14 protein-coding genes and 1 tRNA gene are annotated in these 13,058 nt (G+C 71.5%); 6 read left to right on the top strand and 9 right to left on the bottom strand.

Features of this window, described 5'->3' with window-relative positions; translation table 11 throughout:
- Positions 1–227: 227 nt before the first annotated feature.
- The 7 genes from ACZ67M_RS12130 to ACZ67M_RS12100 form a co-directional block, all read right to left on the bottom strand.
- The gene (locus ACZ67M_RS12130) at positions 228–563 is read right to left on the bottom strand and encodes a TcmI family type II polyketide cyclase (RefSeq protein WP_122616215.1); all 336 of its coding nucleotides are present in this window, start codon (positions 561–563) and stop codon (positions 228–230) included.
- A 32-nt stretch (positions 564–595) separates the two neighbouring features.
- A complete protein-coding gene (locus ACZ67M_RS12125; protein WP_361351683.1) occupies positions 596–1,075 on the bottom strand; it encodes an SRPBCC family protein in 480 nt (159 codons plus the stop codon).
- 1 nt (position 1,076) lies between these two features.
- Entirely contained in the window at positions 1,077–1,346 is a 270-nt protein-coding gene (locus tag ACZ67M_RS12120; protein ID WP_361351680.1) for an acyl carrier protein, read from the bottom strand.
- Positions 1,347–1,418: 72 nt separating this feature from the next.
- Positions 1,419–2,687 (bottom strand): ketosynthase chain-length factor, encoded by a 1,269-nt coding sequence (locus ACZ67M_RS12115; protein ID WP_469850786.1) that lies wholly within the window; start codon positions 2,685–2,687, stop codon positions 1,419–1,421.
- Entirely contained in the window at positions 2,684–3,967 is a 1,284-nt protein-coding gene (locus ACZ67M_RS12110; RefSeq protein ID WP_361351675.1) for a beta-ketoacyl-[acyl-carrier-protein] synthase family protein, read from the bottom strand. Before ACZ67M_RS12110 ends, ACZ67M_RS12115 begins: the two co-directional genes overlap by 4 nt.
- On the bottom strand, positions 3,964–4,404 hold the full coding sequence (locus ACZ67M_RS12105) for a cupin domain-containing protein (RefSeq protein ID WP_361351672.1): 441 nt from the start codon (positions 4,402–4,404) through the stop codon (positions 3,964–3,966). Before ACZ67M_RS12105 ends, ACZ67M_RS12110 begins: the two co-directional genes overlap by 4 nt.
- A 156-nt stretch (positions 4,405–4,560) precedes the next feature.
- Complete coding sequence (locus tag ACZ67M_RS12100) at positions 4,561–5,805, bottom strand: SchA/CurD-like domain-containing protein (RefSeq protein ID WP_385798166.1); 1,245 nt, start codon at positions 5,803–5,805, stop codon at positions 4,561–4,563.
- A gap of 329 nt (positions 5,806–6,134) precedes the next feature.
- Between ACZ67M_RS12100 and ACZ67M_RS12095 the strand changes: the two genes are divergently transcribed.
- The 4 genes from ACZ67M_RS12095 to ACZ67M_RS12080 all read left to right on the top strand — a co-directional run bounded on the left by ACZ67M_RS12095 (position 6,135) and on the right by ACZ67M_RS12080 (position 10,292).
- A complete protein-coding gene (locus tag ACZ67M_RS12095) occupies positions 6,135–8,009 on the top strand; it encodes an FAD-dependent oxidoreductase (protein WP_469850783.1) in 1,875 nt (624 codons plus the stop codon).
- 129 nt (positions 8,010–8,138) lie between these two features.
- Positions 8,139–9,047 (top strand): patatin-like phospholipase family protein, encoded by a 909-nt coding sequence (locus ACZ67M_RS12090; RefSeq protein ID WP_469850781.1) that lies wholly within the window; start codon positions 8,139–8,141, stop codon positions 9,045–9,047.
- Between the two features lie 125 nt (positions 9,048–9,172).
- Complete coding sequence (locus ACZ67M_RS12085) at positions 9,173–9,736, top strand: dihydrofolate reductase family protein (RefSeq protein ID WP_469850780.1); 564 nt, start codon at positions 9,173–9,175, stop codon at positions 9,734–9,736.
- Positions 9,737–9,851: 115 nt separating this feature from the next.
- Positions 9,852–10,292: a VOC family protein gene (locus ACZ67M_RS12080; protein WP_392010682.1), complete on the top strand. Its 441-nt coding sequence runs from the start codon at positions 9,852–9,854 to the stop codon at positions 10,290–10,292.
- A gap of 25 nt (positions 10,293–10,317) precedes the next feature.
- On the opposite strand, the gene ACZ67M_RS12075 is transcribed toward ACZ67M_RS12080, so the two are convergent.
- Positions 10,318–11,217, bottom strand: coding sequence for an aminoglycoside phosphotransferase family protein (locus ACZ67M_RS12075; protein WP_469850778.1), 900 nt, complete (start codon positions 11,215–11,217; stop codon positions 10,318–10,320).
- Between the two features lie 435 nt (positions 11,218–11,652).
- On the opposite strand from ACZ67M_RS12075, the gene ACZ67M_RS12070 reads away from it, so the two are divergent.
- Positions 11,653–12,048, top strand: coding sequence for a hypothetical protein (locus ACZ67M_RS12070; RefSeq protein ID WP_469850776.1), 396 nt, complete (start codon positions 11,653–11,655; stop codon positions 12,046–12,048).
- A 225-nt stretch (positions 12,049–12,273) separates the two neighbouring features.
- Here ACZ67M_RS12070 and ACZ67M_RS12065 read toward each other — a convergent pair.
- Positions 12,274–12,345 (bottom strand) — tRNA-Arg (locus ACZ67M_RS12065).
- Positions 12,346–12,485: 140 nt separating this feature from the next.
- Between ACZ67M_RS12065 and ACZ67M_RS12060 the strand changes: the two genes are divergently transcribed.
- Positions 12,486–12,992 carry a response regulator gene (locus ACZ67M_RS12060; protein WP_382803012.1) on the top strand — a complete coding sequence of 169 codons (507 nt, stop codon included), beginning with the start codon at positions 12,486–12,488 and terminating at the stop codon, positions 12,990–12,992.
- Positions 12,993–13,058: the final 66 nt, after the last annotated feature.

Below are 13,058 nucleotides of genomic sequence, written 5' to 3'. Positions count from 1 at the left end.
GTCCTCTCTGCTGGTCCGGGGGACGCGCACAGCGGACTCCCGTGTGCTCGTGTCCCCACAAGATCCAAGCGGAAAGGTGTGCGGGAACCCCCCGGATCCCCAAGTGGGTCTTCTCACAGAGAAGTTGACCCCCCGCCCGCAACCGATCGGTACGCCGTGCCGTCCCACGCACCCCGGGGCCGCCCGGCCGGTGCCGGGCGACCCCGAAGCGGTGCGTGGACGGACCGTCAGCCCGCGGCGGTCCGGTCCCAGCGGTAGAAGCAGCGCGCCATCGCGTCCTTCGGACCGCGCCAGGTCGCCGGGTCGTACGCCGAGACGTACGGCTCCAGCCGCTCGCTGACCTGGCGGAACTCCGGATGCCCGGTCAGCCGGCCGATCGTGGGGGCCGGGTCCTCGTCGCTCTCGATCAGGTGCAGGTACACACCGTCACCGAACTCGAAGAGGCTGCGCCGGTTGACGCCCACCAGGTGCGGCAGCTCGCCGCGGTCGGACTCCGCGAACACCTTCGCGATGTCCGGGGCCGCGCCGGGTGCCATCCGGGCGACGATCAGTGTGTGGTGCATGGGGTGACGCCCTTCGCCGGTGTCGTTCGCTGTCAGTCGGCGAGCGCCGACGCGGTCCGCCGCTCGCCCGCCGCCTGCTCGATCCGGTCCCGGATCAGCGCCATCTGCGTACGGGAGTTGCGGTTGATGTTGTCCGTCATCCAGGCGTCGTCCACCGGAGCGTCGGGCTTCATCGCGAAGTCCTGGACCCAGCGCATCAGGACGCCCTCGGCGGTCTCCGCGTACTCCCAGACGATGTTCATGTACTGGAAGGGACCGGTCTCGACCCGCTGGGCGCGGACGGTGCGGGTGACGGGGTCGGCGACCCGCTCGGAGACCCAGCTCCACACCTTGCCGTCCGCGTCCGGGTGCATGGTGAGCCGGAACGTGACCCGGTCGCCGTCGCGCTCCAGCACGTCCACGGAGGCGTACTCGCTGAACAGCTTGGGCCAGTTGTCGATGTCGTTGGTCATGTCCCAGACCAGCTCCATCGGAGCGGCGATGGTGATCTCGTTCTCGGTGTGACCTGCCATGTCACACTCCCGTCTTCAGGGCGCCGTTGATCAGCGCGAGGAAATCGGCGGGCGTCTTGCAGCGCTCGGCCTGCTCGGGCAGGCCCAGGCCGTACCGCTTCTCCAGCTCGGCCACGATGCCCAGCAGGCCGAGGGAGTCCAGGCCGAAGGTGTCGAAGCCGTCGGCGGCCTGCGCGCGCAGGGTCTCCGGTTCGACGTGCACGCCAGCGGTGCGCTTCATCAGCGTGGCCAGCTCCTCGACGGTCACCTGGTAGGCCAGTTGGTCGGTCATGGGGGTGTCCTCCTTCACTCAAGGTGGCGCGCGCCCACACGCGGCGCTCACTCGGATTGGCGTCGGTCGGTCTCAGTGCGCGGACGGCGCGGTGCCGCCCTGCCGCAGGACGAGGGCCGAGTTGGAACCCATCAGCCCGCGGCTCAGCACCAGCGCGGTGCGCGACTCGGCGGGGCGGGCCCGGCCGGTCACCAGGTCCAGGTCGTGGCTGACCTCGAACACGTGCGGGGTCGGCGGGATCAGCCCGTGCTCCATGGCGAGCACCGCCGTCGCCACGTCCAGCACCGGAGCGGCGCAGTAGGCCCGCCCGGTCCCGGTCTTGGGCGCGGTGACCGGCACGCGCGCGGCGTGCGGGCCGAGCGCGTCGGCCAGGGCCAGGGCCTCGGCCCGGTCGGCCTCCGGGACACCGAGGGCGTCCGCGAAGACCACGTCGACCTCCTCGGGCCGGCAGCCCGCCGCGGCCAGCGCGCCCTCGATCGCGCGGGCCAGCCCCTCCCGGGACTCGGCCCAGCGGCCGGCGCCGGTGAAGGTCGCCGCGTGCCCGGCCACCGTCGCCCGCACCTCGGCGCCGCGCTCCAGGGCGGCCCGCTCCTCCTCCACGACCAGCACGGCACCGCCCTCGGCCGGCGCGAACCCGCACGCCGCCTCGGTGAACGGACGGTAGGCGCGGTCGGGTTCGGTGGCGCGGCTCAGCTCGGGATAGCCCAGCTGGCAGACGATCGAGTACGGGGCGAGCGGTGCCTCGGTCGCGCCGCAGACCACCGTGTCGGTGCCGCCCCGCACGGCCAGCGCCGCGTGCGCCAGCGCGTCCAGACCGCCCGCCTCGTCGGCGGCCACGACCCCGCAGGGACCCTTGAAGTCGTTGCGGATGGAGACCTGGCCGGTGCTGGCCGCGTAGAACCAGGCGATCGACTGGTACGGGCCGACGTACCGCGAACCCTGGCTCCACAGGTTCTGAAGCTCGCGCTGTCCGAACTCACCGCCGCCGGAACCCGCGGCGGTGACCACGCCGACCGAGTACGGCGACTCGACGTCGGCCCGTCCGAACCGGGCGTCGTCCAGCGCGAACTGGGTCGCGGACAGCGCGAAGTGCGTGAACCGGTCGGTCTGCACGAGGTAGCGGTCCTCGACCGTCTCGGCCGCCTCGAAGCCCCACACCTCACCCGCCACCCGCAGCGGCAGCTGGTCGCAGCCCTCCCGCGTGACGGGCCCCAGGCTGCTGGTGCCGTCCGCGGTGGCCTTCCAGTGCGGTTCGACGCCCACACCGTGCGGGGACACCACACCGAGCCCGGTGACGACCGCGCGCCTGGCCCCGCCGTTGATCGGTTGCCGTCCGCTCATCGCTGCCCTCCTTCGGAACCGGAACCGGAAGCGCTCAGTACCACCGCCGACTGGAAGCCGCCGAAGCCGCTGCCCACCGACAGCACGTGCCGCAGCGTCCGCTCCCGTGCCTCGCGCGGCACGTAGTCCAGGTCGCACTCGGGGTCCGGGGTCGTGTAGTTGGCCGTCGGCGGCACCACCTGATGGGCCATGGCCAGGACGCACGCGGCCAGTTCGATCGAGCCGATCGCGCCGAGCGAGTGACCCACCATCGACTTGATGGAGCTCATCGGCGTCGCGTAGGCGTGCTCGCCCAGCGAGCGCTTGACGGCCGCGGTCTCGTGCCGGTCGTTCTGCTGGGTGCCGGAACCGTGCGCGTTGACGTAGTCGATGGCCGAGCCGTCTATCCGGGCCATGTCCAGCGCCGTGTCGATGGCCCGCGCCATCTCCAGGCCCTCCTTGGTGAGCCCGGTCATGTGGTACGCGTTGCCGAACGTCGCGTAGCCGGAGATCTCGCAGTACACGTCCGCGCCACGGGCCCGGGCGTGTTCGAGGTCCTCCAGGACGAGCACCGCCGCGCCCTCGCCCATCACGAAGCCGTTGCGGTCGGCGTCGAAGGGCCGGGAGGCGTGCGCGGGGTCGTCGTTGTTCGGCGAGGTCGCCTTGATGGCGTCGAAGCAGGCCATCGTGATCGGCGATATGGGGGAGTCGGACGCGCCGGCCAGGCACACGTCGACGCGTCCGTCGGCGACCGCGTGGTAGGCGTACCCGACGGCGTCGAGCCCGGACGTGCAGCCCGTGGAGACCGTCTGCACCGGCCCTCGCACGCCGAACTCCTCGGCGACCGCGGACGAGAGCGTGGCCGGGGTGAACGCCCGCTCCAGGTGCGGCTCGGCCCGCTTGTCGTCCACGTCCCAGCGCGAGCCGCGCTCACTGACCAGGACGTAGTCGTGCTCCAGCCGGGTGGTGCCGCCGACCGCGGTGCCCAGCGTGGCGCCGGCCCGCCAGGGGTCCTGCCGGGTCAGGTCGAGGTTCGCGTCCCGGACCGCCTCCGCGGCGGCCACCAGCGCGAACTGCACGTACCGGTCGCTGCGTTGGACCGTGGCCAGACCGAGGCCGTGGTCGGCCGGTTCGAAGTCGCACTCGGCGGCTATCTGCGAACGCAGCCCGGCCGGGTCGAAGAGGGAGATGCGGCGCGTCGCCGTACGGCCGTCGGACAGCAGGCCCCAGAACTGGGGCGCGCCGATCCCGCCCGGGGCGACGACGCCTATGCCCGTGACGGCCACCCGACGCCGGTTCATGACACGGCCTCGGCCGTCGCGGCGGGCCGCTCGTGCGGGATGGCGTTGCCGGCCGCGTCCTCGGTGTCCACGTGGCCCACCTCGGGCCGCGGGGCCAGCGGGCCCAGGTGGAAGACGAGCCGCGCCTCGACGTCCCCGACGTTGCGGAAGCGGTGGCGCATGTCCTGCGGGATCAGCATCCCCTGCCCGACGGTGAGCGCGTGCGGCGCACCGTCCAGGTCCACCTCCAGGGCGCCCTCGGTGACGTACACGAACTCCTCGGAGTACGGGTGGTAGTGCTCGGCGATCCGCTCGCCGGGCTGCACGATGGCCACGCCCATGAAGCCGCTGGTCGCACCGGCGCTGGTGGGCGTGAGCAGGGCGCGGATGTCTCCTCCGCGGCGGCGGTTCGGCGCCACGTCGCCGATGGAGATGATGTTTACCTGCTGGTTTGTCATGTCGTTCACTCCGGGGTGACGAGAAGCGGTGGGGGAGGAGAGGCGGGAGACCACGCGGGCCGGCGGGCGCGCCGTCGGGCCGTACCGGTTGCGTGGTGCGGGTGTCGGTCGGTTCGGGAGGGTGCGGCGAGGAGAGCCGCGCCGGTGGGGCGTGGTTCAGACGTCCGCCGCGTGCCGGTCGGTCAGGGGCGTCATACGGGCCCGTGCCAGCAGCAACGCCAGGGTGCGGGGCTCGCCGAGGGGCCCGTCGACGCCGTACGCGGCGGTGTCCAGGAGTCGCTCGGCGGCCTCGATCACGGCGGCCGCGGCGGCTCCGGCCGACCTGCCGGGCCCGGCGGCCGCGGGCAGACCGAGGACGGCGGACACGGGCGCCCCGTCCGGGTCGCCGTCCACGTCGACGAGCCGTACGACGAGGTCGTCGCGGTGGAAGACGGTGGCGGCGAGGACCGGGCCGTCCTGGGCCCGCAGGGCGGAGGCGTCCCGGTGGGCCAGCAGCCGGGCCAGCTCCGGACCGGCGCCCGGCCGCACCGGATAGAGCAGCGCGATCCGCTGCCCGCTCGCGCCGGACCGGTCCCCCGACGCCACGTGGTGGACGGCCGGCATGGCGGCGCGGGTGAAGAACTCCCGGGCGGACCGCGGGTCGCGCAGGTCCCGGTTCTGCTCCAGGTGCGGGTTGAGCGCCTCCTCGACCGCCCGCACGCCCGGCTGCCGGGCCACGTGCCGCAACGCGGTCTGGAGGTCGCCCCGCAGTTCCACGGCCCGGACGACCCGGTTGCCGTGCATGAAGACCGACGTGCGCAGCAGCCGGTTGGAGTCGTCGACCTGGGCCTCGGGCGCCGCGTAGTCGGACAGCATCCGGGCGACGTCGGCCTCGCTGCCGGGCCGGACGGTGAACGTCAGGGCGTGCCGGACGAGGTTGCTCCCGATCCGGGGAGCGGACCGCGGTGACTCACCGGCCGCGCCGGACGAGTTCTCGTCGCCCTCGGTCTCGCGCAGCACGCTGTAGCGCAGGGAGTGGGTGTCCCGGACGCAGTTCTGCAACGGCTCGACCATGTCCAGGTGCTCGTCGCTGCTGACCCAGCGCAGGAAGGGCTCGGCGGTCTCCCACTCGCTGGTGAGGAGCCATTGGGTGGGGTTGTCGACGGACTGGCACAGCTGGTCGGTGATATGTCCCGGAACGGCGGCGACCCGGTCGCGGATGCCGTCGTAGGCGTTCAGGAACTCCTGCTGCATTCCGTCGTGGATGTCCAGCATCAGCACGACCCGTACGCGGGATCCGTCGAACGCCGATGTCGATACGCCGTCGGCGTCCGCGGCCGGGGCGACGGGCGTCGCCCGGGCGTCAGTGGTCAGGGCATCCGCCGACACGCCATCCGTGGTTTCGACGGGAGAGACCGTCATCCGGCCCACCTCTTCTCCGGGGAACTTTCTCTGGGACTGGGGGCGATCGTCGCGGCGCACGCCATGGCTCGGGCGGGTACGCCGGTCGCAATAAGCCGATCGTCGGCCGTGCCCGCGAGGACCGCGCGCCAGGCGTGACAAGCGGGTGAAAGCTCCTCCACCGCGGGCCTCATCAGGCCCGACGGGGAAGGCATGAGAGCCCCGGCGCACATCTGGCGCGGGGCGAATCACTCGACGACGGTCCCGCACACGCGGACGCCCGTCGGTCACAGCGAGGACTACGTCCGCCAAACCGAAGGACGGACGTGTGTCACAACGGAGGACGAACAATGAACGAAAGAGCCGACCGGCCCGGAGGCGCCGCCGCCCCTGCGGTCCACCGGGTCCCGGTCCTCATCGTCGGCGGATCCCTGGTGGGCCTGTCGACCTCGGTGTTCCTGGGGCGCCTCGGCGTCCGGCACACCCTGGTGGAGCGCCACGCCGGCACCTCCATCCACCCCCGCGGACGCGGCAACAACGTCCGCACCATGGAGATCTTCCGGGTGGCCGGCACCGAGCCGGACATCAGGAAGGCCGCCGCCACCCTGGCCGAGAACCACGGCATCCTTCAGACCACGACGCTCGTCGGCGACGAGGGGGAGTGGCTGCTCAAGGAGATGGACCCGGGCGGCGGACTGGCCCGCTTCAGCCCCAGCGGCTGGTGCCTGTGCAGCCAGAACGACCTGGAGCCCGAACTCCTCACCCACGCCACCAACCTCGGCGGTGACCTGCGTTTCGGCACCGAGCTGCTGTCGTTCGAGGACGACGCGGACGGCGTCACGGCGGTGGTGAAGAGCCGGGAGACCGGCGAGCACACCACCATCCGCGCGGACTACCTGGTCGCCGCCGACGGTCCCCGCAGCCCCATCCGCGAGCAGCTCGGCATCGGCCAGAGCGGCCCGGGCGACCTCTTCCACAACGTCAGCGCCACCTTCCGCTCCCGCCGCCTGGCCGACGTGGTGCGCGACCGCCGCTTCATCGTCTGCTACCTGACCGGTGAGGACGCCGACGGCGCCCTCCTGCCGGTCGACAACCGCGAGAACTGGGTCTTCCACCTCCCGTGGCACCCCGAACAGGGCGAGACGGTCGAGGACTTCACCGAGGAGCGCTGCGCCGCGCACATCCGCCGCGCGATCGGCGACCCGGACCTCGACGTCGAGATCACCGGCAAGGCCCCCTGGCACGCCGCCCAGCGCGTGGCCCGCAGCTACCGCGCCGGCCGCGTCCTGCTGGCCGGCGACTCGGCCCACGAGATGTCCCCGACCGGCGCCTTCGGCTCCAACACCGGCATCCAGGACGCGCACAACCTCGCCTGGAAGCTGGCCGCGGTCCTGGAGGGCTGGGCGGGCGAAGGCCTCCTGGACACCTACGACGCGGAACGCCGCCCGGTCGCCGAGGCCACCAGCGCCCGAGCCGCGGGCCGCTCGGTGGAACACAGCCACCCGGGCTTCGCCCCGCCGCCGGGGATGACGGGTGGGGGGCCGGGTGCCGGCGGTGGGCCCGGTGGTCCTGCTGATCCTGGCGGTCCTGGTGGGGCGCCTGGTGGTCCGGGCGGTCCCGGTGGTGCGGCCGGTAGGCCGGGCGGCCCCGGTGGCGCGCCTGGCGGCCCGGGTGGGCCCGGTGGTCCTGGCGGCCCTGGCGGCCCTGGCGGTCCTGGCGGTCCTGGCGGAGCACCCGCCGGCGGCCCGGGCGGCATCCTGAACGTCGCCCTCGGCTACCGCTACCCCCAGGGCGCGGTGGTCGGCGCCGACCCGGCGACCCCGGTGGTCCCGGAGGGCCTCGACCTCTCCGGCGCACCCGGCAGCAGGGCCCCGCACCTCTGGCTCCGCCAGGGCGACGCCCGCGTCTCCACCCTGGACCTCTACGAGGACTCCCTGGTCCTGCTCAGCGACGCGGCCCAGCCCACCGGCTGGCACGAGGCGGCGACCCGACTGGCGGCCGAGATGCGGATCCCGCTGAAGCCGTACCGCGTGGGCGGCACCCCGGAGGCCGACCTGGTCCAGGACGACGAGGACAAGGACTGGGCGAAGTCCCACGGAGTGACCCGTGGCGGCGCGGTCCTGGTCCGCCCCGACGGCTTCGTCGCCTGGCGCTCCCCGGGCCCGGCCCCGGACCCCGAGTCGATGCTGCGCCAGGTACTTAGAACGGTGCTGGCCCGCGCGTGACGCGCACGGGACCGAGCACCTGACAGGGGCACCCCACCCTAAACGTGGACCACTCCCCACTTGTTTGCTACCGTCTCGACGGCAGCCAAAACGGGGAGTGGTCCCCGTTAATGCGGTAAGGGGTCGGACATGACGAAGCAGCTGAACACCGCCCTGGTCCTGGGCGGAGGGGGCCTGACCGCCTACGGCTGGCAGGTCGGCGTACTGGCGGGACTGGCCGACGCCGGTGTGCACCTCGGCGACGCCGACGTCCTGGCCGGCACGTCGGCCGGCTCCCTGCTGGCCCTGGACCTGGCGAAAGGCTCGACACCGTCCGCCCTCTACACGGAACAGATCAACCGCGACCGCCGCATGATCGACGTGGACTTCACCCTGTCGATGACGGTCAGGTACCTGTGGGCGTCCCTGCGCTCGCGCGACCAGGACAAGACACTCGAGCACCTGAGCCGGCTGGCCCTCTCCGTACGCGACATACCGGAGTCCGCGGTCCTGGAGGCGATAGGCCCCCACATCCCGGTCCCGGACTGGCCGGAGCGCGAGGTACGCCTCTTCGCGGTGGACGCCCTCACCGGCACGCCCACCGCCTTCACGGCGGCCGACGGAGTCGACCTCCCGCACGCCATGGCCGCCACCTGCGCCCTGCCACCCCTCTTCCCGCCGATCACCATCGGCAAGGCCCGCTGGATGGACGGCGGCGTACGCTCCACGACCAACGCCGACCTGCTCACGGACTGCGCGAGGGTGGTCGTCCTGGCCCCCATCCCGAAGGCGGCGGGCGCCACCCCGAGCGCCCAGTCCCACATCCGCACCCTGACGAACCACGGCACGCGAGCCACCCTCCTGACCCCCGACCGAGCCGCCCGCCGAGCCTTCGGCCGCAACCCTCTCAACGCGGCCCGCATCCCGGGCTCGGCCCGGGAGGGCCGACGCCAGGGCAGGGAGTACGCGGAGGTGGTACGGGGGGTGTGGGACGGCTCGGGTGGACCGGAGGGCGAGCAGGTCCCGGCGCGGCGGTCGCGCACGGCGCGGAGGCACTGAAAGAAGCCGCCTGCGCGGCACGGTCGGTGTCGGCCGTGGTCGGACAAATGCGACGCCCGCCCTGGGAGAGTGTCACGCGACGGAACCCCGTACTCGCCCGTGGCCACCCGCTCAGGAGGACCGACATGCGCACACTCGCGATCACCGAGAACATCACCGTCGACGGCTCGATCGAGATGCTCACCGACTGGTTCGATCCCCAGGCCCAGGGCGAGGTCGACATGGCCGACGTCATGGAGGAGAGCCACCGGCAGGACAGCCGCGCCGACGCGCTGCTGCTGGGCCGCCGGACGTTCGAGGACTTCCGCGGCTACTGGCCGAACCAGACCGACGACCCCACCGGCATCACCGCGTACCTCAACCAGGTCCAGAAGTACGTCGTGTCCACCACGCTCACCGACCCGAGGTGGGACCACTCGACGGTACTGACGGGCGACCCGGTCGAGGAAGTCCGCGCCCTCAAGGCACAGCAGGGCGGCAAGGACATCGTCCTGACCGGCAGCATCAGCCTGGCCCACACCCTGATCGAGGCCGGCCTCGTGGACGAGTACCGCCTCTTCGTCTACCCGGTGGTCCAGGGCAGGGGCCGCAGACTCTTCCCCGACGGCTTCGAGATCCCCACCCTCCGACTGGCCGACACGAAGACGTTCCGCAGCGGCATCGTGCTGACCCGATACGTCCCGGCGTGAATCTTTCCCCGACTCTGCGTCCACGGATGTCGAGACAGCGCCCGCGGCTCCGTCCCAGGGACGTAACCGCCACCACCGGCCGCACGACAACGGCCGAAAAGGGAGAACAGAGATCATGGCGATTCAGCGCATGGACAACATCGGCATCGTCGTGGAGGACATGGACGCCGCGATCGCGTTCTTCGTGGAACTCGGCATGGAGCTGGAGGGCAGGACGGAGATCGAGGGTCCCGTCGCCGACCAGTGCACCGGACTCGACGGCGTCCACTGCGACATCGCGATGCTCCGCACCCCGGACGGCCACAGCCGCCTCGAACTGTCGAGGTACCGCACCCCGAAGGCAACAGCCGACACCCCCCGCGACCGCCCCCACAACATCCTGGGCACGCACCGAGTCATGTACGCCGTCGACGACCTGAAGTCCACGCTCACCCGCCTGCGCCCCCACGGCGCCGAACTCCTCGGCGAGATCGCCAACTTCGAGGACACGTACCTCCTCTGCTACGTCCGCGGCCCGGAGGGCATCATCATCGGCCTGGCCGAGCAACTGGGCTGAAAGACCGCCCTTGTTGCTGCGCTTGTCAGCCGATGAGGGCTTGGGTGATCTGCCGGGTCGTCTGCGCGGCGACCCGGGGGTTGACGGCGGCGTAGTAGGTGTAGGCGTTCAGGCCGGTGGCGAGGGCCCAACCGCGGCCCCGCATCCAGGTGGCGTCGTCCACGCCGAGCGCGTCGCGGAATGCGGCTCGGCTGTCCGCCGACATCAGGGTGAAGGCGATCATCAGGTCGCAGGCCGGGTCGCCGATGCCGAGCCCGCCGAAGTCGATCACGGCACTGAGGCGGCCGTCGCGAGCCAGCAGGTTGCCGGTGTGGAAGTCGCCGTGGAACCACACCGGAGAGCGGTCCCATCCGGGCGCGCTCAGCGCCGCGTTCCACAGCTCCGTCATCGCCGTCGCGTCGAACACGCCGTCGACCTCGGCGATGGCGACCCGCGTCGCGCGATCCCGGTCGGACAACGGGCGGCCGGCGAGGGCGTCCCTGGCGTTTCCGTCGGCGTAGCCCTCGGGCGCTACCCCTTGCAGGGCGACGAGGAACCGGGCCAGGTCAACTGCGGCTCCGGGGGAATCCCCCAGCGCCTCGACGGTCGCCACTTCCCCGTCCAGCCAGCGGGACACCGCCCACGGCCACGGATAACCGAAGTCGGGTTCGCCCACTCCCACTGGCACCGGGACGGCCAGGGGAAGGTGCGGGGCGAGCCGCGGCAGCCACTGCAATTCCTTCCGGGCCTGCCCGATGGCCCCGGAGTGACGGGGCAGCCGAACGGACAACTCCTCACCCAACCTGTAGATCACATGATCGGACCCAGCGGGCTCGAGCAGCTTCAACTCCATCCCTGCCCACTGCGAAAACTGACTGTCAACCAGCCGCCTGACCAGCGCCTCGCCGATCTGAGGACGGACGTCCACAGTTCTCTTAGCCTCCAAGACCAACTCCCATGGCCGGCCCGCCCCGTGCGACGGACGGTCGCAGCCATCACAGTCGTCCATACCCGCACCTGTCGAGTATCCGAGCTCAGCCTACTCACGAGAGTAGGTGGGGCTCCTGGTGGATGCTGGAGTGAAGGAAGGCCTGGCAGAGGATCGCCCCTGGCAACTCGCAGCAGGTCGCAGCAAGCGTCTGAACTCAGCCTGCCAACTGGCCCGGAACCCTCTGGATACGGCACCGTGTCTCCGGCTGGTTGAGTCGACTAGGGGGAATTGACTTTGTGGGATCAGGTGCCAGCTTTGCTGGGTGTCGTCGTTGGAGCCGCGAGTTCCTACGTGGCGACGAACATGACGGAGCGGAGCCGGTGGCGACGAGGCAAAGCTGAGCGGTGGGATGAAAAGAGGCTGGATGCGTATGCGTCCTACGCCAACACCTTGAAGCAGCAGCTGAGCGTTGCACAGCGCATGGGTGCGGCAAGAGGGTTTCCGCATGCAGTGGACCCCCTGGATCCCGAGCAGGGCATGACGCAGCTTGCCGAGAATGAAGTACGGCGTGCAGCCGAGTGGGAATCCGTGCTGCTGATCGGCGACGCAGAAACGATCGGGGCGGCACGTACGTGGCACGAAGCGGTTTGGAACGTTGAGCTGTACGCGCGCGGTATGAAGGACGATCATGCGGGATGGACAAGAGCCGTGAAGCAGGTGAGCCGAGCGCGTGACGCCTTCTACGCCCTTGCCCGACGTGATCTCGATATAGCAGGGCCGCCACCCCCCTCTGGTAACTGGCCGCGGGTCTGGCAGCGCGAGGACGAGCCCGGCGGCGGGACCTGACCCCGGCACACCTCCGACACGCGAACCTGCGGCAGGACGGCCACTGGACCACAGTCCGGGGGCCTTGGCGTTTCCAGGTTCTGATCCTCCGGTTCCCTGGCCCTGCGGCCAGCCCACCCCGGCACTCGACATACAGCCGCTCCGGGCGGCACAGGCCCGCACATACGCGAAGACCCCGTCTCAGCGAAGCGCTGATGGCGGGGTCTTTGGGCGCCTCATGCAAGGTGCCCCCGGCAGGATTCGAACCTGCGCACACGGCTCCGGAGGCCGTTGCTCTATCCCCTGAGCTACGGGGGCGTGTTCGTCGCGTTCGGTGTTGCTCGCGGCGACGGGTAGAACACTACCAGCTCCCCCGGGGTGGTCATGAACGGGTTTTCGCGGGTCGTGGGGGCCGTCGGGGGCACGCGCGCGGGGCGTTGTCCCCCGCAGGGGTGGAAGTGGGGAAAAGCCGGACGCGGTGGCCGGTCCGGACCTACTCTCGAGTTGTGCCTAGGGCGTCTGGCCGGGTTCTTGTTGTGGACGACAACAAGGTCATCCGGCAGCTGATCAGGGTCAATCTCGAGCTGGAGGGCTTCGAGGTCGTGACCGCGGGCGATGGTGTCGAGTGTCTGGATGTCGTCCATCAGGTGCGGCCCGACGTGATCACGCTGGACGTGGTCATGCCCCGCCTGGACGGGCTCCGGACCGCCGCGCGGCTGCGTGCCGATCCGCGTACCCAGGAGCTTCCGATCGCGATCGTGAGCGCCTGTACGCGGTACGAGGTCGACGCGGGGTTCGCCGCCGGGGTCGACGCCTTCCTCTCCAAGCCCTTCGAGCCGGCCGAGCTCGTCAGACTCGTACGGCAGTTGGCCGAGCGGACCGTCACCGGGGTCGGTGTGGCGGGTGGGGACGGGGCCGCCTCGTCCTCCCGTGCGGGGGAGAGTGAGTCCTCCGCGCAAGCGTGATCGCCCCCGCTGCCTCCCTCGGGCGCCTTCCGTCCATATCCCGGGACTCCCCGAAACCGGTTGGCC

This window comes from Streptomyces sp. NPDC107500, from assembly GCF_055582785.1.
Note: the sequence above shows the minus strand (reverse complement) of the source record. Positions and strands in the feature narration are given on the sequence as shown.

What these genes read in the sequence shown, in the direction of transcription:
- ACZ67M_RS12130 (WP_122616215.1), bottom strand. Translation starts at nt 563, where the DNA reads ATGCACCACACACTGATCGTCGCCCGGATGGCACCCGGCGCGGCCCCG.
- ACZ67M_RS12095 (WP_469850783.1), top strand. Translation starts at nt 6,135, where the DNA reads ATGAACGAAAGAGCCGACCGGCCCGGAGGCGCCGCCGCCCCTGCGGTC.
- ACZ67M_RS12090 (WP_469850781.1), top strand. Translation starts at nt 8,139, where the DNA reads ATGACGAAGCAGCTGAACACCGCCCTGGTCCTGGGCGGAGGGGGCCTG.
- ACZ67M_RS12080 (WP_392010682.1), top strand. Translation starts at nt 9,852, where the DNA reads ATGGCGATTCAGCGCATGGACAACATCGGCATCGTCGTGGAGGACATG.
- ACZ67M_RS12120 (WP_361351680.1), bottom strand. Translation starts at nt 1,346, where the DNA reads ATGACCGACCAACTGGCCTACCAGGTGACCGTCGAGGAGCTGGCCACG.
- ACZ67M_RS12100 (WP_385798166.1), bottom strand. Translation starts at nt 5,805, where the DNA reads ATGACGGTCTCTCCCGTCGAAACCACGGATGGCGTGTCGGCGGATGCC.
- ACZ67M_RS12115 (WP_469850786.1), bottom strand. Translation starts at nt 2,687, where the DNA reads ATGAGCGGACGGCAACCGATCAACGGCGGGGCCAGGCGCGCGGTCGTC.
- ACZ67M_RS12125 (WP_361351683.1), bottom strand. Translation starts at nt 1,075, where the DNA reads ATGGCAGGTCACACCGAGAACGAGATCACCATCGCCGCTCCGATGGAG.
- ACZ67M_RS12085 (WP_469850780.1), top strand. Translation starts at nt 9,173, where the DNA reads ATGCGCACACTCGCGATCACCGAGAACATCACCGTCGACGGCTCGATC.
- ACZ67M_RS12105 (WP_361351672.1), bottom strand. Translation starts at nt 4,404, where the DNA reads ATGACAAACCAGCAGGTAAACATCATCTCCATCGGCGACGTGGCGCCG.
- ACZ67M_RS12110 (WP_361351675.1), bottom strand. Translation starts at nt 3,967, where the DNA reads ATGAACCGGCGTCGGGTGGCCGTCACGGGCATAGGCGTCGTCGCCCCG.